The sequence below is a fragment of the Janthinobacterium sp. GW822-FHT07A03 genome (assembly GCF_058798815.1).
Genome location: NZ_JBXAKW010000015.1, coordinates 41764 through 60890, shown reverse-complemented (window position 1 = coordinate 60890; position 19127 = coordinate 41764). Strand labels below are relative to the sequence as shown.

16 protein-coding genes are annotated in these 19127 nt (G+C 54.4%); 8 read left to right on the top strand and 8 right to left on the bottom strand.

Annotated elements, in window-relative coordinates; all coding sequences use genetic code 11:
• Positions 1–58 precede the first annotated feature (58 nt).
• The 4 genes from AC1RJW_RS28305 to AC1RJW_RS28290 form a co-directional block, all read right to left on the bottom strand.
• Complete coding sequence (locus tag AC1RJW_RS28305; protein WP_493047876.1) at positions 59–601, bottom strand: chorismate--pyruvate lyase family protein; 543 nt, start codon at positions 599–601, stop codon at positions 59–61.
• Between the two features lie 68 nt (positions 602–669).
• The gene (gene fabD / locus AC1RJW_RS28300) at positions 670–1521 is read right to left on the bottom strand and encodes an ACP S-malonyltransferase (RefSeq protein ID WP_493047875.1); all 852 of its coding nucleotides are present in this window, start codon (positions 1519–1521) and stop codon (positions 670–672) included.
• Between the two features lie 77 nt (positions 1522–1598).
• Positions 1599–3350, bottom strand: a complete 1752-nt coding sequence (locus tag AC1RJW_RS28295; protein ID WP_493047874.1) for a carbamoyltransferase family protein — start codon at positions 3348–3350, stop codon at positions 1599–1601.
• A gap of 69 nt (positions 3351–3419) precedes the next feature.
• A complete protein-coding gene (locus AC1RJW_RS28290; protein ID WP_493047873.1) occupies positions 3420–4712 on the bottom strand; it encodes an MFS transporter in 1293 nt (430 codons plus the stop codon).
• A 148-nt stretch (positions 4713–4860) separates the two neighbouring features.
• Here AC1RJW_RS28290 and AC1RJW_RS28285 point away from each other — a divergent pair, with 148 nt between their 5' ends.
• Entirely contained in the window at positions 4861–5055 is a 195-nt protein-coding gene (locus AC1RJW_RS28285; RefSeq protein ID WP_493047871.1) for a hypothetical protein, read from the top strand.
• Between the two features lie 749 nt (positions 5056–5804).
• On the opposite strand, the gene AC1RJW_RS28280 is transcribed toward AC1RJW_RS28285, so the two are convergent.
• Positions 5805–7037: a DUF1173 family protein gene (locus AC1RJW_RS28280; RefSeq protein ID WP_493047869.1), complete on the bottom strand. Its 1233-nt coding sequence runs from the start codon at positions 7035–7037 to the stop codon at positions 5805–5807.
• A gap of 10 nt (positions 7038–7047) precedes the next feature.
• Positions 7048–7992, bottom strand: a complete 945-nt coding sequence (locus AC1RJW_RS28275; RefSeq protein ID WP_493047868.1) for a hypothetical protein — start codon at positions 7990–7992, stop codon at positions 7048–7050.
• Positions 7993–8557: 565 nt separating this feature from the next.
• Between AC1RJW_RS28275 and AC1RJW_RS28270 the strand changes: the two genes are divergently transcribed.
• Together AC1RJW_RS28270 and AC1RJW_RS28265 are read left to right on the top strand one after the other, a co-directional pair.
• The gene (locus AC1RJW_RS28270; RefSeq protein ID WP_493047867.1) at positions 8558–9622 is read left to right on the top strand and encodes a tyrosine-type recombinase/integrase; all 1065 of its coding nucleotides are present in this window, start codon (positions 8558–8560) and stop codon (positions 9620–9622) included.
• A complete protein-coding gene (locus AC1RJW_RS28265) occupies positions 9609–9956 on the top strand; it encodes a hypothetical protein (protein WP_493047866.1) in 348 nt (115 codons plus the stop codon). Before AC1RJW_RS28270 ends, AC1RJW_RS28265 begins: the two co-directional genes overlap by 14 nt.
• A gap of 78 nt (positions 9957–10034) precedes the next feature.
• Here the strand turns inward: AC1RJW_RS28265 and AC1RJW_RS28260 are convergent, their stop codons facing one another.
• A complete protein-coding gene (locus AC1RJW_RS28260) occupies positions 10035–11384 on the bottom strand; it encodes a RepB family plasmid replication initiator protein (protein ID WP_493047865.1) in 1350 nt (449 codons plus the stop codon).
• Positions 11385–13584: 2200 nt separating this feature from the next.
• Here AC1RJW_RS28260 and AC1RJW_RS28255 point away from each other — a divergent pair.
• On the top strand, positions 13585–14631 hold the full coding sequence (locus AC1RJW_RS28255; RefSeq protein ID WP_082654459.1) for a ParA family protein: 1047 nt from the start codon (positions 13585–13587) through the stop codon (positions 14629–14631).
• Positions 14628–15629, top strand: coding sequence for a ParB/RepB/Spo0J family partition protein (locus tag AC1RJW_RS28250; protein WP_493047862.1), 1002 nt, complete (start codon positions 14628–14630; stop codon positions 15627–15629). The genes AC1RJW_RS28255 and AC1RJW_RS28250 overlap by 4 nt, the downstream gene beginning before the upstream one ends.
• A gap of 303 nt (positions 15630–15932) precedes the next feature.
• On the opposite strand, the gene AC1RJW_RS28245 is transcribed toward AC1RJW_RS28250, so the two are convergent.
• On the bottom strand, positions 15933–16154 hold the full coding sequence (locus AC1RJW_RS28245) for a hypothetical protein (protein WP_493047861.1): 222 nt from the start codon (positions 16152–16154) through the stop codon (positions 15933–15935).
• A 1421-nt stretch (positions 16155–17575) separates the two neighbouring features.
• Between AC1RJW_RS28245 and AC1RJW_RS28240 the strand changes: the two genes are divergently transcribed.
• Genes AC1RJW_RS28240 through AC1RJW_RS28230 form a run of 3 tightly spaced genes read left to right on the top strand, consistent with a single transcriptional unit; the run spans position 17576 to position 18389 of the window.
• A complete protein-coding gene (locus AC1RJW_RS28240) occupies positions 17576–17911 on the top strand; it encodes an RRXRR domain-containing protein (RefSeq protein ID WP_493047860.1) in 336 nt (111 codons plus the stop codon).
• Positions 17912–17949: 38 nt separating this feature from the next.
• On the top strand, positions 17950–18240 hold the full coding sequence (locus AC1RJW_RS28235; protein WP_493047859.1) for an RRXRR domain-containing protein: 291 nt from the start codon (positions 17950–17952) through the stop codon (positions 18238–18240).
• A complete protein-coding gene (locus AC1RJW_RS28230; protein WP_493047858.1) occupies positions 18165–18389 on the top strand; it encodes an HNH endonuclease in 225 nt (74 codons plus the stop codon). Before AC1RJW_RS28235 ends, AC1RJW_RS28230 begins: the two co-directional genes overlap by 76 nt.
• Positions 18390–19127 lie beyond the last annotated feature (738 nt).

The following is a 19127-nucleotide window of genomic DNA, read 5'->3' as shown; positions in this document are numbered from 1 at the left end:
AAATACATCTCCAGGCTATTGCGCAATGAAAGGTCGGGGTGCCGGCATGCCGGCATGTTTATTGAAAACTATCGAGTGGAAATTTTTCCGTGATGATGCCCATTGGGCGCGACTGCTGATACAGCACATAGGTGCGCGACAACAGGGGCGTGCTGGGCGGCAAGCTGAAATGCGCTGCCGCATCGGCACACTGTTCCAGGCGGGAATCGATGATTTCGCGGTACATCTCGCATTTTTCCTCGCGCCACAACAGGCCGATCGGCGCTTCTGTTTCCAGCAGCCGATGCTGGATGGAGCGCGACAGCCGCTCGAAGACAAAGACCGATTCGGCATATACATAGCTGGTCTGCTCATCGACCAGCATGATCTTGCGATGCAGCAAAGGCGAATTCGGCGGGCAAGCCAGCGCGGCCGGCGCGGTACCGTGCCGCAATGCCTGTTCGATCTTGCGCGCACGGATGGGCTGGCCCGCATAGAGCACCAGCAATTCGGTAACGGAACCATCCGTCGTCAGCAGGACTTTTTGAAACAGGCTCAACGAAGGATTGCCCAGCAAAATGGGAGAGCTGTCCTTGGGGACCCATTGCGTATTCATTTCCATGATTGTCATTCCAGTCGGAGGTGGGGAAAGCCGTATCCCGGTGGTGCTAGCGCCACCGGGACAGTTATTCAACGTGCAGTCTGCTCAATTTCCCTGACCATCTTGCCGAGAAACGTGGCGCCGATTTCCTGGTATTCGGTGACGCCCTGGCGCTGCAAGTAGCGAATGCTGTCGCTCCACAGCACGGAGTTGGAGATCTGCTCGCTCAGCAGGCGCGCCACCCCGCCGTCCGGATAAGGGCGCGCGGTGGCATTGGCGATGACCGTCAGCCGCGGCGACTGGAACGCGAATTGTTCCAGGTACCGCGCATACTGGCGTTGTACTTCTTTCATGTAGCGCGAGTGGAACGGAGCGCTGACATTGAGCGGTATGCATTGCACACCCTCGCGGGCGAACAGGGCAGTGGCGCGCTCGATATCGGCCAATGGCCCGGCAATCACGAACTGGGTTGGTGTGTTGAAGTTGGCCAGGTCGATGCTGCCGATATGTTGATCGCGCAGCAACTGCGTCACCTTGCCGGCTGCCAGGCCCAGCACGACGGCCATCCCGCCGGGCGCCGCGCCCCCCATCAACTCGCCGCGCATCTTGACCAAGCGCACGCCGGTGCCGAAGTCGAAGACGCCTGCGGCCAGCAGCGCGTTATATTCGCCCAAGCTGTGGCCGGCCACGAAATCGGCCCGCAGGGGGGTGGCGACATCGTCCCTGAGCGTGTAGTACGCCAGGGCATTGACGATGAACAATGCCGGCTGCGTATAGGCGGTCTGGCGCAGGAGATTGTCCCTGTCGTGCAAGCACAGGTCATCGATCGGATAGCCAAGAATCTCCGAGGCCAGTGCGGTTTCTTGCGGATAAGCTTCAAACAGGCCCTTGCCCATGCCCTTGAACTGGGCTCCCTGGCCGGGGAAAAGTATCGCTTTCATGCGGTATCCAAGTGGCGAGCGTGCCAACTGGGCTGGCACCTCAGGTTGCGTGATGGCGGGCTGCTGGCCCGCCGGGGTTATTTTTCGATCAGCACGTCATCGATGAACATGGCATCGAGGCCACTGGTGAAAAATACGGCTAACGCATCCTCCACGGAATGCGCGATCGGCTTGCCCATCACGTTGAAGCTGGTATTGAGCACAAGGGGAATATCGGTCAGCCGGTGGAATTCACTGATCAGTGCGTGATAGCGGGGATTCCATTCGCGCTTGACCGTCTGCAGGCGACCGGTGCGGTCTTCGTGCACCACGCCAGGCACGCGTTCGATCACGCTATGGCGAAAAGTCAGGGTGCGTTCCATGTAGGGCGACTCCTGATAATCCTCAAAAAAGACGGGACCATGTTCATGCAGGATGGACGGCGCAAAGGGACGGAATTCTTCGCGGAACTTGACGCGTGCGTTGATCGTCTCCTTGACCGAGGCGCGGCGCGGGTCGGCCAGGATCGAGCGGTTACCCAAGGCGCGCGGGCCAAATTCGGCACGTCCCTGTACCCAGCCGATGATCTTGCCGGCGGCCAGAAGTTGCGCAGCACGGCGCGGAGCGTCGCCATTGCACTGCACCAGCTTGTTAATGCCACCAAAACGCATCACATTCCCGAGTATCTCTGGATCCATGGCCGTCCCCAAATAAGGGGAAAGAAAGTCCGAACGAGGCTGTGCTTGTGGGTGATCTTCGTAATAGGCCAGCAAGGCTGCGCCAACCGCGTTGCCGTCATCGCCTGGCGCGGAAAAGACATGCAGCTGAGTGAACGGTGTATTGGCCAGTACCTTTCCGTTGGCCGATGAATTGAGCGCACAGCCTCCGCCCAGTACCAGCTTGTTGGAAAAACCGGTGCCATGTAGATTGCTGAGGAATTCGAATAGTACTTCGCTGAACACTTTCTGACCCGCATGCGCCAGATCTGCATACTCGATTGCCGCCTGCTTCGGCTGGCGGCGCATGCTGTATAGTTTTTGCTGTAGCTGCGCCATTCGGGCGGCAGGCGCAAATTCAATCTGCAACCCATTGACGCTGATCATTTCTCGCAGTAAGGCGTATAGTTCCGGATTATGGCTGCCATATGGCGCCAGCCCCATTACCTTCCACTCTTCGCCCGACATGCTGCCGAAGCCGCACGCCTCGCAAATCATCCCATAGAACAAACCGAGACTTGCCCAACCCCCATGGCGTTCTTGTTCGATCTCGGTGATCCGGCCGCCGCTGTACTGAAAGCAGGCGAACGAGCCGTGCTCGCCGAAGCCGTCAAGTACAGCGCACAGCGCGCTGTCGAATCCGCTGCTATAGCAGCCTGCAGCGGCGTGGGTTAGGTGATGGTCGAAATAGCGTCGACGCACGGTTTGTCCTGCCCAGGCATCACTTTGGCTCAGTTCATACTCAAGCAAATGGCCAGGATGCGCCGTCATTGCCAGCTGGGAGCGAAAAAAGAAATTCTGTCCCGCCAGTTGGCGCTGTACCAGCGGCGAAAGCTCGCCGAAAGCGCTCATATATTGCTCGGCGCTCTGGGCCGTGCTGGCTAGGCCTCGCCGCATCAGCTCAGACGTCTGATCGCTCCAGCTGAAGGCGAACACGATTTCGGCGGTAGGGTCGCAATACTGCTTGATCAGATCGGCGGCCCGCTTGAAGAGATCCGGCGTCACGCCGATGGAGCGCTTGCACTGCAGATAACGCTCTGTCGCCTCGGCAAATAGCACGTTTCCTTGCTCGTCCACGATGGCCATGGCAGAGTCATGGAAGGAGTTCGCAAACCCAATGTAGTTTCTTTTCATATGCAAGCTCTCTAGAACACTTGACAACATCGGCCGCACACCACGCCCCTGGCGTGGCGGCAACTGGACTCAGGACAGGGAACGGGTATCCGAAATGGAACGCATCGGAGAGAAAACCAGTGCTGCCAACGCCACGATGATCAGCAACGCGCCGCTGATGGCAAAGACCTGGGGCAGGCTCATGCCGCGCATGGCCCAGCCAGTGATGGCGGCCGAGATTGGGCCGATGCCCATGAAAATGAACATGAACAAGCTCATGGCGCGCCCCATCAGGGCAGGTGGTACGCGGCGCTGGGTCCAGGTAAAGACAGCGATCTGGATAAAACCGCCCAGCATGCCGATCAGCAGCAGCAACACCGCGCCCTGCCAGCTCGCATGGATCAGGCCCATCGGCATGAACAATGCGCCAACCAGGCAGTCTGTAAGCAAAATGGTCAAACCCAGGCTACCAAAGCGTACGTTTGGATTGATGCCAGAAATAATCATGCCCGCTAGGGTGCCAGCACCATGCGCGCCCATCAACCAACCGAACGCTGCCGCACCGTGGTCCATTTGATTGGCAATGACAGGCAGGGCTACCTGCATGGGGCCGCCAATGAAAAATGCGATCGCCGCGAAGTATAGAAAGCTGGTGCGCAGGCTGACGTCGTTCCAGCAAAACCGTAGCCCCTCTCCGACCAGCTTGAAGACATTTGGATGACCATTCGGTCCTACCGGCTGTGGCTGCCAACGGACGTTGACGCGAGCCAAGGTCCAGGCCGACAACAAGAAACTAACGGCATCGCAGACAAATGCCAGCGCCATACCTTTGGCGTCACCCGTACTGCTTGCCTTGGCGTCGCCCATCTGTGCGATTAGTATGCCCGCCAGGATGGGGCCAACCAGCATGGTCAGTTGACGCAAGCTCATCAAAATGCTGTTCGCGACCTGCAACTGTTCGCGCTTGACAATGTGGGGGAAAATCGCGGTCGCCGCTGGGATGCTGAAAGCGGTAGCTATGCCGATCGCAACGGCCAGTACGTACACCATCGACAAGGTCAGGCTGCCATTCTGCAACAAACCGGCCAGGATAAGCAGCAAGAACATATTGATGTATTTGGTCCACATCAGTACGCGCTTCGGTGAATAGCGATCGGTCAGCGCACCGCCAATCAGCATGAAAATCGCGCGCGGTAATGCTGTCAGTGCCAGTACCGTGCCAACAGCAAACGGATCGCCTGTCATCTTGAGTACCAACCATGGCAGAGCAATCAGTGAGAACTGGTCGCCCAGCATGGATAACGCGGCTCCGCTGAGAAACCAGCGGAATGGTTGATCCCGAAATAGCGCGGCGCGCGGGTTGTCATTTTTTTTGTCGGTCATGGAAAACTTTCAGGAAAAACGTTGGGAATATTTGCTATGGCGAAGCATGGTGCAATGAGGACTGGCAAGCTAGGCAACTGCTGTTCAGGAAGTGTGCCGTGAACATCGCCGATAGATAACTACCCGTGTTTGTAGGGTTGGCCTACATTTGGCTGCTTTTGATGAAGACCAAGCTGAATCAAAACCGATTGTGGCCGCCAGTAAAGCGTCCGCCCTGTTCAATGCCTACGCCACACTTGCACAACTTCCTGTCGACTATGGCGCCGGCGCCCTCATCCAACAGCACTGGCTCTTTCTGGTAAGCGAAAGCGATGGTTTCAGTGCGCTTGCCCTAGGTTTGTAACTGCTTAGATGGTGCTGGCTCCCCGTCCAACTGGACCAGGTCGCCACCGGGATGTAACGCTTACCTCCTGCGCAATGATGCCGGCGCCGCACCAGTCAATGACAAGGGTAATCACAATCAGTGTGCCATTCGGAGTTGGGAGTTTCTCAGTAATGTAGGCGTTCCCATTCATGGCCGCATCCGGGACACTCCTCATGCGAGCGTTCATCGTCAAGCCCCACTTCGCCAGGCTCAACACCGCTGCCAAATGCCATGGTGCTCATCTCAGCTTCCCTGTTTATTTGCACGGTTCACTGATGGATGGCTGTGCAAAGCCGGTTGCGGCGGCTTGCTGGCCGCTGCATGAAAAAGGGAGGCGAGTGCTATGGCATACACGGAGAGACTACGCCGTGCCGAACACTGGAACCGGCAGTTATGCCGCATCTGCGGCCAGTCTGAACGCAGGCGCGCCTTGGCCGGTGCCTGTTGTCGTACCCGATGAGCATGGCGGGCAACGATAGCTACGCGTGCTGCAACGGTGCAGCAGGATCCGGTCACGCGCCCACGATGGACATGCACCGGAGCAACGTGAGACCGACTCTCAAACACATGCAAGCTTATTTTTGCACCAGACGCCTTGCAATTCCAGTAGCGGAAAGGATCATGTTCGACGAGAAGTATCCTGACGCGGACTTTTTTTGCCGGGAGTTTGACGAATCGATGTAAGTATTCACTCGCCAATCACTAATCGGCGGTTTTCTGTGTGGTCGCTACGTTGAAGAGGGCGCCGGGTGTGAGGCTTGGAGCTGCTTGGGCAGCGGCGGCATAGGCTGGCCGGAGATCCATACCCATGTGCCGGGAGTCTCTTGCAGGTGCGCGGCCTTCTCGGCTTTGGCTTTCTCGCTCCAGAAGGTGCTGATGGTATGCAAAGGGATGGGCATGGGCCCTGCATCGAGCAGCAGCGCTGTGGCGAAGCGTGCGGCATGCCTACTGTCATATGCCAGCGGCTTCATAAAGTGCCGGCGTGCGCTGGTGAGTACATGTACGAGCTGCGCCTCATGGGCATCCTCAACGGGGATCCAGTTTGCGGTCGTCGTCATGATACTTGCCGCATGGATGAGGAACGCCGCTTCAGTCTTTGGATAGATCAGTGCGCACAGGACAATGCGCAATGCTGCCTCAGGATCGGCATCCTTCATCAAAAATGACGCCTCGAAGGTGTGTTCTATTTTCTTCCAGGACTTTTCGTCAATGAACAGCGGCATGTCCGACATGTGTTTGATGGAGACTTTTTTGCCGTTTGCCGAATCTGCGACGCCTTTGAATTCACCAAGGATGATCCCTAGACGGGTTAATCCCCCGTCAACATGACTGGTGAGGGAAGCGATTTTGTTGCGGCGCCTTTCGGCGATCTCGGTTTTACGCTGTTCGTTAAATGGCTCTGGCACGTACAAATGCTCCGAGAGTACCGTCCCCTTGATCCTGGTACTGTCCGCCACCTGCATGAGGTATTTATGGATGACGGCCTGGTTGCGCTTGCCTTCCATTGCCGGTAACCATCGATTGAAACCGGCCCAGTCAAAGAGATAATGCATGACGGCGCGCAGCGACATCTTCCTTTTTTCCACATTCACATCGACCTGTTCCATCTTCTTTTCCGGGTGTCTTGCTATCCCGCAGCTCTTTTTGAGAGGGAAATTGACGTCGATCTCGGTGAGCGCGTCGCCATTGTCGAACACCGCTTCACCCATCAATTCACCCAGCCCTGAGTCACTGTATTGCGGCTCAAACGATTTGCAGGACGGATGGTGCTTGTGGCCGGTGCCGGGCATGCGCTTGAGTAAGCAGTGATCTATCTTTGTAATGTACATGTCGACGCCACCAGGCATACACAGGCAACGTGGCCGCTCGGAGGTGCCGTGCAGCTCGGCCAGGGCCTGCTGCAGTTCGGTGGCGTTGGCATTCATACGCCGCCCTCTCACCAGATAGATGGTAGTGTCCACATAGATTCCGTCAGGCATGTTGCCCAAGAGCGGTGCGATGTCGTACGGTTGTGCTGAGACTGGTCCGGTTGTTGCCCGCCACGAGCAAGCGCTTAACCGTCGCTCGCTCGCTGACGCCCAGCAGTGTTCCGATGGCTGCGGAGCCAACGCCACGCGTATCGAGCTTCTGTGCGATCGTTCGGCGCGCACTCATCGCTGTGATGCCGACGAAAGGCCCAAAGCTAAAGATGCGTTTATAGGCAAGTAGAATATCGCTGCACAAGTATTGCATTCCGGTGCTGGTCTTCTTTTGTACGATCCGCATGTTTTCGCCATCCGGGCGCAGAAAAAGCTTCGAGAAAGGAGCCAGCCCGCGGAAATGATCCGCGTCGCCGATTCCCTGGTGTTTCGAGATCCTTTGGGCAAGGTACTGGTCAATGGCCATATTCACCGCATCGCAGCAGAAAAACACAGGCCTCTGCGTGCCATTGATGGCAACCTCTGCCCGAATGATCGATTGTGCGCGCACCGATCCATCCGGCGCAAGATAGTCACGTACTTCCAGTCTGGCGATTTCCAAGGGCTTCGCCGCGGTGGAGAACAGGATCATCAGCAGCGCGACATCGCGGTGCGCATTTCGGCTGTGCCGCCGAATCTGCTGCGCAAGCGCATCGACTTGCTCGTCTGGTACCGCGCATTTCTTCATGCGCGAGTGGTAAGCGCGCTCTGGCGTGTAATGCCCCAGCGCCTCGAGGTAGGCGTTGCGATTGGCGCGCAGCATACGCGCCGTAGGAATGGCATGATCGGGCACATCGACCACGCCGACGATGGATTGTAGGTCGCGCGCAATGAGTCGGACTCGGTGCTGTATCGCCGTCCGCTTCAAGGTATACGCTTCGCCAACCTGCTTGTACGTCTGCCCGAACATCACGCGTTTAATCATATCAATTGATGCGGCAACATAGGCGGCGTCCATGTGAATCTCCTGATCATTCAGCTGAGAGCATCATGCCCCGCAATTGCTCCCGCCAGTGGCCAATAGCGTCACGTTTTCAGCGGGCTTTTGGATCAGCATCGCACTTCGCCATAGTCGCCAGCATGTGCCTATGGCGCGACAGGAATGCGGCTGTAGACAATATGGCGTCCTACCAAAAGCGCACGCTATGCGCTCCGGCATGCGTGCAGATACACCATACATCGCCTGTCCGCGCTACAGTGATCATTCCGATGATGATGCATCCGCCTGGGCTAATCAGGCGCGACAGCAGCAACATCAAGGGTTATTCATCTTATTGGGGAAGCTGATGAAGTGCATCTCTTTACCTGCCAATGTACCAGCCGCATATCGCGACACACTACGCCGCGCTATCCCCCCCAGAAGCGAAAGCGCATACTCCGTCCCGCAAACCGGCCCCTGTACTCTCACACACCCAACAACTCGCAGAACCCTCTTCGACGCGACAAGCATGGCCTTCAACCCTGCCAAACAATGAAAATAGAATACAATACCTTTCGTTAGCGCAATTAACTGAGGTTAACTTATGACAAACAGATCACCGCGCTCGCGCGCGGCCAACACCGTCTACATAAAGAGCCTCCTATGGGCCACCGATCCCAAGGCAGCCTTTCACTGCTGGCTTGAAAAAGACGCGTACGAGGAAGGCCACAACTTCAGCGCAAAAACCATTGCGGTCTACACGTCAATGTGGGCGATCTTCATTGCCCACCTGCGAACATTCCGCGGCAAAAGTGTCGTACAGGCCGATGAACAAGATATCCGTCACTTCCTGGATCAGGCCCATGTGTGCAAGCGCGTCGAAGCGCGCCAGCGCTATGCGCTGCTGCTGCGGCGCGCGTACGCTGCCCTGCAGCAAGCTGATCCTGATCTCGTCAATCCGACCGAAGCGACCTTTCGCCCAGCAACACCACCTGCCGACGAAAAACCGATGCCTTTTCTGCTGCCTGCTGAGCGCGCGCGCGTGTTTGACCTGCTATGCGATACCAGCGATCCGCTAGACCAGGAGAGCCTGGTACGCATCCGCGCCAAGGCGATGTGTGCGTTGATGCTGGGTGCCGGATTCAAGCCTGGACAAGCAAACATAACCTCAGTTAATTGTGTAGGGCATGGACGCGAACGGTTTATCCTTGCGCCACAATGCGGTACCATGACGTCGCACCGGGCCCTGGTGCATCCGGCCGCCTGGCCGGCAATTGACCGATGGCTGGCGTTGAGCGATAGCAAAGGATTGATGTTTCCCGGCGCGCCCTCGGACAAGGAACATCCGGTCGATTATGCACGTGCGTTCGTCGGTGCGAAAAAACTGCTGGCTGACCTCGGGACAATGGCTGGCGGCGAACGGGTCAGCCCGCAAACGTTGCGCAACTCCTATGGCGCCAGCCTGCTCGAGGATGGACTGGGCCTAGAGGCCGTGCGGGAATACATGGGCTACTCCAGACTAGAGTTTGCCAGGCGCTTTTCGCATGCCCATGCGGCATGGTGCCGCCGTTCCGGGCTACAGCAAAGCACGGTAGAATCGACGTCTAGCAACGATCTGAACGATGCTCCACCACCCTCTTCTGAAAGCTGCCACGATGCCACCGATTAATCCAACGGCAGAACAACGTATCGCCGAGCTGGAAAGCGCCCTTACAAAAGCGGTCGACTATTTGCGCTCATTGCCATTGAATCCTTCGAACCACCACGCCGCGGCGGCTGCCGACCAGGTGCTACGGCAACCTGCCCTGCCGGTACAAATGCTGTCGGGAACGTTATTGGCATCGGCCGGCGTGCCTCTGCTACGCGCCACACTGCAAGGCAATCAGCTCGCGGTGCAAACTGCTGATCCAGGCACAGTGCCGGCTGCATTCCGGGACCAGCATGCAGCGCAGCTGCGCGCGGCACTCATTCGCGGCATCACCATTGACTTGTCAGGCGCCTAGAGCCCACAGTATTTTCTTGTCCTGGCATGCCGAAGCACGACAGCGAAGCTGGCGCCGCAGCAGATCCTGCACCCGCAGCTAGCGGGGTGCCAGGCTGAACTGCTCGACGAAGGCGGCCAGTGCCTCAATGGTAGGTTCACCCCAGAGCTCCTGGGCGTACCAGTTGGTAAACAGCGAGCGTGCCAGAACATTCTCGACGCCGCGGTCCAGATTGACAGCCGTGTTCGTATTCTGATCCTTGAAGCGCTCGAAAATGGCGCTGCGGTCGGCGTTATCGAGTTCGTTGTACAAGTCATACGCGTCCTGGGCCCGCGCCGCGAGAAATTTCTCCAATACCGTCGTGCCGCTGTCTTTCTTGGCAACGCTATTTTTTGCCGCGTTGCTCTTGAGCTGCAGGTTTTTCGCGGCATCGGCCCCCTGCTTCATCGTCCAGCGGAAATACGCAGCCGGAGAATCCAATGGTGCACTGCTCTTATGATCAATCCGCGCCTGCACGAAGGCCACGGCGCTGCGGATCTTGTCATCGCCATGCTGCGCCATGACATCGGCCGCATCGACCTGGGTCAGGCCAAATTTCATAATGCTGCCCATCAATTCCAAATCGATAACAGGCGGCGCCGCAAAGCCAAGCTGCGGCTGCTTGGTATGCTCGACGCGAAACTGCAAGCGCTCGACGCGCCGGCCCACGCGGTGCTCGATCAGCTCGACCTGGATATCGGTAAGGGCATTGATCTCCGCCATCGCAGGGCGAATGACATCGCGCTTGAAATATTTATACTGCGGCGGTGGCGCATCCTCGGACACAGGATTGCCGGTCAGCGCACCATACCAGTGTTCATACGTCTCGATCAACGTGACCTTGGATGGATTGGTGGCATAGCGGCGGCAAATTTCGTACAGTGCGAGCGACGAACCGGAACGCAGCAAACCCTGGTAGAAAATGCTGAACCGCGTGTAAGTTCCCGGGGCCATGACCAGCTCATGCACTTCCGGCGGAAACGCAAAACCAAACCAAACTTGCCCGGAATGCTTTTTTAAGCCCATCGGATTGACCAGCGTGACCGAAGCGACCAGGCGCTCGGACGTCCACTGGCGGTCATTTTCCATCAGCAGCTTGATGTTCTGCATCTCTTCAAGCTGGGCCTTCAAGAACTCGGTGTCCTTACTGTCATACGCAGCATCGCGGGCCAGATCTGCCAAGCGAATCCAGAAGTATTTTTTTGACGCCGGCGTATCGATCGGCGAATTGACGCCCGTGACCTTCAACTGCTGGGCGTGGTACATCATGACGTTGAACACCTTACGGGTGAGCAAAGACATCTTGCCTTCCCGCACGCGCAGACCGATCGCATCATTCGTCTTGCGAAACTCCATCGACGGGGATGTCAGTTCGCCATTCTTGGCTGCCTTGGGTTTTCTCGTTGCCACGCCGATCCTCTTTCATCGAGAAAGCATGGCTCCACATGCCCATACTCGCCTTTACATGGTGCGAACTATAACGCGAATTGACTCACCTTTGCATGCTCGCACATGAAATTTCACCAAAATAAGTGATTTTTTTCTGAAAAATATTTCACCTTAAAACAGGGGCTGCACGTTTCGAATTAGAGCCATTAAGTGGCAAACTCCCCGTGCAAGCTCACCTGGATTCGCAACGCCGGAACCAGCAAACAACGCCAAAACCGCATGGCTGGCGGCCCAGAGTACTTTCCCAAGCCGCAACCGCGAAAGCTGCAAGCTGTCCATAGCATGGCCATATCGGTCTCCACATGCTGCGCACTCCCTGTGCAGTCTCACCTATCGACGCAGCAAACGCAGCACAGCGCCCTCCATCCCCTGTCACCGCACCGATTTGACCTATTCCGTATAAAAATGGCACCTACTGACCATAGCACGCCTGCGTTCCACCACAAATAGCCTGTACTACCAAAAACACTCCCTGTGGAAGCTCCCCAGAGAACCATCACCAACATCAACTCATACGTAACCTGTTGATCAGGAAAACAACTCCCCGTAAAAGCTCACCTAAGAATTAGCGACCCCACTGTCACGACCCCGGGAAACCAACACCAACCAGATACGCCCGACACAGGAACCACATAAACACAGCACACACCACATCAAGCTATACCCGGCACAACAGCCTGGAAAATAGTTATCCCCATTTCCATTTACGCACTGTCCCTGTGTAAGCTCACCTGAAGGGTCTACAGTCACCGTATCCCCTCCCCTCACTACCCGTATAGTCTCACCTTAAAAACATTCACTCCCTGAACCGACTCACCGAACTCCCCGTACAGCCTCACCCCTGTCCCCGATCAAGCTCACCGAATCCCTCGGAAAGCCGCATGAATGCTCGGTCTACGCGAGCTTAATTTGTATTTAAGGTTTTAAAAGGGTTCTTTATCAAAAAACCTCTCAAGCAAAAAAAATGTTCCAATGAAGGTTTAACGCAGAATCCAGTACCAAAAAATAAGAATATTTTAGAAAAAAACAATATATTTCACTTCCCAATGGGTAATTACAGCATTTCATGAGAAAGATCAGTCATGCAATCCAAGCAAACATACTAACTTTATAAGTATATCGTGAACAATATAGCGTCTTCAAAGCCAGATTACTGGATCACAACGTCGTGATACGGAACAGTTTTTAGTTTCAGCAACCAATTTACACTCCACCTTACTACTCGAAAAGTGTTTCTTTAACAAATGATAGATCGAGAGCAATCACCTCATTCATTGTTCCCGTAGAAGCTCACCATAGGTGAATAGCAAAAAGAGATCACCAGTAGATTGACAAATGAGCATCATTTCTGCAGGGATACGCACTTTTCATTTATTAATTAAGCAATTGATTAACAAATAAACAAAGACACGCGACATATAAACATCAGTCCCTGTAAAAGCTCCTGTTTCGTCACGTTGAATTTACAGTGCAGCATATAGTCATGCGTAAAGTTCATATTCTCATCGACTCGGCAACGCATGCGACACACTAAAGGTGAGGGATTACAGGGAGCGCACACCAATATTTTTTCCAAATATTTCCTATAAGTTGCAATAGTGCAATTCATATACTTGCTAGATGTTCATATCATCATGCTTCGAACCAATGTGATGCACGTAAACCACTTCAACAACGACTCACACGCGTACTTTCTCATCAAATCCAAGCATGTTCACTCACATGACATGATTAGATGTCCCTGTAAAAGCTCACTCATTAGCGACCTCAGCTCTTAATACTCCCTGTAAAAGCTCCCCCTTGTATAAAAGGATCACGAGATTACGCATTGAATGATTGAAATACCAACCTACCTGCTGTCAAAGGGGTCCCTGTTAAGGCTCACCTATGACACACCTTCATCCTCTCCATGTAAATTATTAAAATTAATGCAATAAAATTACATTCTATGAATACCGATAACTTCTTGATACGCTCCGATTTGCAAATTTTGCCTTGATGCAACCCAAAAAATCACATCCGGGCTTTTGAAAGAGACTATTCCTTTTAACTTGCCGATAGACTTTATTTTCGTCAATCTCCCTTTATTTGGAAAAGTTCGATTGAAAAGTACATTGAAACCCGCTATCATCATTGAAATAATCATCACCACGGGATCCACATGCGCGCATTTGAAGGTGTCAAGCAGAAACTAGCGATGGAATTGAGCGGCTTCACCGGTACGCCAAAAACGTTTCGCACACGGTATCGTGAACAAGCAGACAACAAGCACAAGCTCTACAGTGCCGCTGAAATTCGCGCTATCCGTTTCGGACTTCTGAATATTCCTCCAGATACCAAACGCCCTTTGACACTGCCCCCGGTGATCGACACGCGCATGGCCAAGGGCGGTGTCGGCAAAACCACCATTTGTGGTAACGTCGCCAGCTGCATCGCCTTGTCAGGCTACCGAGTGCTGCTGATTGATGGTGATCCACAGTCATCGCTGACGAGCCTGTACGGCATCAACTGGCTTGACGAAGAAATTACGCACATTGGCGAGCTGATGAAACGCACCTCGCAAGGTCAGCGTGCGCATCCAGAAAAGGCGATCCGTTCGATCTATCCTGATGGCATGCTGGATCTGATCCCAAGCGACATCACCATGGTCGATGAGTCCTGGCTGATGGGCGCCATGAACCGGGAACAGGCATTTACGCGCTTGCTAGAAGCCGAGATCGAGTTTTTCAGCCAGTATGACGTCATCATCATTGATTCCGCACCAGGAACATCCGTCCTGGCCACAACGTTCATGGTGGCCTGCAAGACCCTTCTGACCGTGGTAACGGCTGAAGGACAGGCCATTGCGGCGCTCGACGTACTGGCATCGAACGTACAGGAGATCAATGCCGCTTTTGGACGGCAAGGAATTCATCTGGACGTGCACATCGTGGTGAACCAGTTCAATACCTCCAAAACACCGCACCAGTATCAGCTATCGAAGCTGCTGCCGAAATTCCCTGGCAAGATCAACGACACCATCATCCGTGATTTTGTCGGTTTCTTACGCGAATCGGATCCCGACAACATCAGCAGCAATGGCCCCGTGCTGGAGAAAGAACCCAACAGCGGGGGCGCACGCGACATCATCGACTTAACCAAGTCGCTTATCAAACTATATGGTCTGCGCTTGGCGGGCACCACATTACCAGGGCAGGAAAAATTATGAGCAGAAAACCATTGAAAGTATCCGGCCTGATCCAGTCGGGCCGCCTGGTGCCGCAGGCCGGCATTACCGCATCGACCGCATTTGATACGCCAGCCGATGCCCCAGCCGCAGAGATTGGCCAAAACCAGCCAACTGAAATGGCCTACAACGCTCAGCCTGCCAGCGCCCCAGCGGTTGTAGCGCCGGTCAATGTACTTGGCGTGGAAAAGCTGATTGATCTGGATTTACTTGATGACAGCCCATTTCAAACCCGGTTGAAATATGACCCGGAACGTATCGATGAAATTTCACAGTCGTTCCTGAGCGCCGGACAAAGCACCCCAATCACGGCACGGCAGATGCCTAACGGCCGCTACGAGATCATCAAAGGTCAGACCCGCAAGAAGGCTGCCATTAATATCGGCTGGAAGCAGGCACGCGTCCTGGTTGTTTCGCGGACGGATCGTGAAGCCGAGTTGGATGTCATGGTGGACAACACCGGCGCACCGCCGACCGAATATGAAGAAGCACTGATGTTCCGCAAGGCCATGAGCAAGGAATATGCGACCACGCAAAAGGCCGTTGCAGCGATGTTCCTATGTTCCCAGGCAAAAGTCTCCAATGGGCTGGCAATGTTGAATCTGCCTACCGAAGTACTCAGCCTGCTCGATGAAGAGCCTGGCCTATTTGGCGCCCATGCAGCAAAGGTGATCAATTCACTTTGGGAGACCTATCCTACCCACCACCACGTGATCCTGAAGGCCATCCAGCGCCTCAAGGAGGGGGCGGACCAAGGATCGATACAAGTGTGGGTCACACAACAGATTAACGCTGCCAGCCGCCCTCCCCGGGCACAGAAGCATCTGATCCCTTCTTCATCAGGCGCGCCACGGTATTTGACACAGGCGAAGGACCGCGACATCATCGTACGTATTTCGGACCGGTCGATCGATGCTGCAATGGTGCACCAAAGAATTGACGAAATGCTAAGAAAAATGGCTGATGAAGTAGTCGAGTAATTTAATAAATTTAATTAAATCAAAGACTTATAGTGTATTACTGAGTAATAACTTGATCTGTTATACGTCAAAGGCCTGGGGTTTCCAGGCCTTTTTTTGGAAGTTGATTGCTCATATCACGATACTTTGGTGGAGTAAAGCGCTGACAGATCATACTTGTCGCGTTTTCGATATCCACCCGTATTAAGAGAACGGCATTCATCTGATGTTGTTGGTGTAGCTAGCTGAAGCCAACCATCCAATCCACCACTCGCTTACTCGTATCTTTTCCAACCATGGCAAGCATCGCATAAAAATTGCTCGTTACTGCGCTAGGCCAGTACCAGTTTCGCTCAATTCAACGTCTACAGATTTCGAAGGCAAAGCATGTCTAATTTCAGCCTCAAGGAGTGCTGTGGATTGTGACGCAACAACTGCGCATCCTGGATCATCTGCGGACTCTTTTTGTCTAGGTAAAAAACTAGCCATGACGCGAATGGTGAGGTTAAACAGGGACCACTCTCGGAGAATGGCTTTATCTAACATCTCGTTTCATCCCGTACAACGTGCCAGGTGCATTTCCGTCACAGCACTCTTATTCTAGAAACATGGTTTTTCTTCTAAGGTGAGATATAGCAGGGAGTCAATTTCAGGTCATCGCTATGTGTTACGAATACAGATTAACTGCGGACATTATTTTCATGTTCTAGTATCACTTCTTATCCTTCCTGAAACCGTTGCATGTTGGCCGCCAATGGATTTCTAAGTGTATTTAGCTTTACCTGAAGCTGTAGAGATGGTGTTACGCAGATAACTAATAAGAACCTGATCTGTTTTATCCATTAAAGGGGGAGCTTTATCAGGGACTCTCGAAAGCAGTCCCTGATAAAGCTCCCCCAATACCGGCGTGGGTAACTTGGCAGGAAAATCGCTTTCGAGACGTGCCGGCGATGGTTGGCTGGTATCGTCTTTTCTAAGTTCTTCACGCTAAAGCATTGATTGGCATACAAAAACGGTTTCTTGATTATTTAGGCCGTGGCCTGCATGTAGGTTTCGTGGCTGTCAGGGTATCGCCACAATATCATCCACCGCCGGTTGAGCAGCAGTCTTCGCTGATGAGCTGGCCGTAAATACTGCAACAATCAATGCCTGACGCCCCACATACGGAATGTAGACTCAGGACATCAATATGGTATCCCGACAAGTCGGTCAGTAGTTTGACTACTCCGCTGTCTGCTGTCTGGCTAGAATAGAAGCGGCGAGACCACTAGAGTCGTTCCGATAGTGTGCTGACAACCTGGCGTTGGACTGGGAAAGTTTCTTTGTGTTTCACCTGGCTAGACGTCAACGGCATCGTGGTGGATGACTTGCCCAGTCTGCTGTTACAGATCCACCATCAAGTCTTCGTATTCTCTTGTGGTTCTAGTCCACGCGGCACAACAGAAGGCACTCAGGCTACTCGGCCCCATGTGACTTGGTGCCACGCTAACCAGATGTTCTTTACCCTGTTGTGCTGGCTGTCCTGTTGTTTGTTCGAAGACATATCTACAGATGTACTCTCAGCTTCAAAACATTGCTTTTTAAAGGGAGCTTTTACGGGGAGCTAAGCTCTTGAGGCCAGAGATCGCCATGTCCTTGCATTCACGCTGCTCGATCATGTTTAATGGCCATGTAGTCCTGCACTTTCCCCATCAGATAGGATAAAGGTGTGGAGGTGTATCTCACAATTGCCGAAGACAACGATCTTATTCGTTCTCAACTACCTTACCCAGAAGGGCGTAGCTTGAAAGGAGGATACCTCGAGAATTCAGGTTGTCCTAAGAAAGTACCTGGGGACTAAAGCTCTCGAGTACTACGTTGCGTGGATGTGCAATACCGTGGCCGGGATGCTTCATCCTGTCCCGCCCGATACCGGTTTGCAACATTCTTGAGGAGAGCGAGGTAGTAAATCTGCTGCCTCCGTCAGAATGCGTGCAAGCGCAAACCGCCACGGGTTTTCGTGGCGACGTCACAAAAGACTCAAGGTGGCTGTATTTGTTCTGGATAAGCGGCAGCAGCCCTTGATGCCGTGTACACCGAAGCGAGAAGAGAACCGCATCGCCTGCTGCCGTACGCGGATCCGCAGGCTGTTTCTGTTCTGTATCCGGCTCGTCGAGCGTCTTCACGAAACGAACGTCTGGTCGCCCCTGCACTTGTTGCTTGACTCCTGCAGAAAAACCACCGGCCTGGGGCTCTGCCGTATCGACGCCGCCGTTGACATCAGCGGCGCGGCAGAACCATCCAGTTCCTGCTCGAGCTGGTGAAGCAGTGTTACTGCCATCCGTGATACCCTGCACGGCCTGTGCGGGTTCGGCGCCGGGACAATCTTCGCTACCGCGCACAACAGTTCAACAACCGCAACAGACCGACGGGCTGGCTACGGCCATCCATCGATACGACCAGGCCTGGCAACGGTCGCGCACCTGGATCAGGAATTGGTGTGCTTCGATATGCAAATGCTGCAAAATCTGTACATCAGCGGCGTCGCCTATCAGCAGGTTTGCTTGCCGACTATGAGTGCGCGAGTACCCGCTCGGAAAATTTGGGCACATCTGCGCCAATTACGACACAACCGTCGACCCGCTGCAGATAGAACACATTCATGCACGCGCCGTCGGTGGCTCGAACCATGTGAGCAACTTGCCACTAGCGTGCAGACTCTGCACCAGTTACAAGGCCGCGCGGAACATCCGGGGCTTCTTGGCGAATACCCCGGCGAGGCTGACACGCATCCTGCTGTAAGTGAGAACGCCGATGCGCGATGCGGCCGCCGTCAAGCTACGCGAGCGCTGCTGGTGACGCTGTAAAAGACCATTTTTTCGATTCAGACGCGAAGCGGCGGGAGCACGAAGTGGAACCGCAGCTGGCTCGGCCTGGTCAAGACGCATGCGCTGGATGCTGCTTGCGTGGGCACGGTACACACGTGCCAATCCTGCACGTCACTTGCACCGGGCGATGTCTTGCGCCACCGGTTCGGCTTCCAGCGCGCCTACCTGAGGCGAAAGAAGACCGCATTAGGTTTTCGTGCCGGCGACATGGGGATAGCGGCGGTGCCGTCCGCAGGGCGTGCACAAAGGTCGAATCCCCATCTGTATGACGGGCAATTTCAACATTCAATCAGGCCTTGCCAGCGCCGCGACTTTGTAAGGCATGGGGCAAAGACATTGCCGACTGCTGCAGCGTGCCGACGGTTACGGTTCTGTGTGGCAAACGACACTTTCCCTACAACGGTGACAGAGGCTGCGACCGTTCAACGGCCGGCTCCTCCAATATTACTCAGTAATACTACGTAACCCATTGATTTTATTGGTATTCCTAAAAAAATAGCGTAGGAGGTCATCAGAAAAGTGGTTGCAGCCAGATAGCGGCCACTGTTGAGGAACCAGCCTCTCCTGAACTGCAGCATCGGGACATCGGTAGGTGACATCGAGTTATCCGATCACAAGTGTCGCAGTGTGGGTATGGACCTTTTATAACATC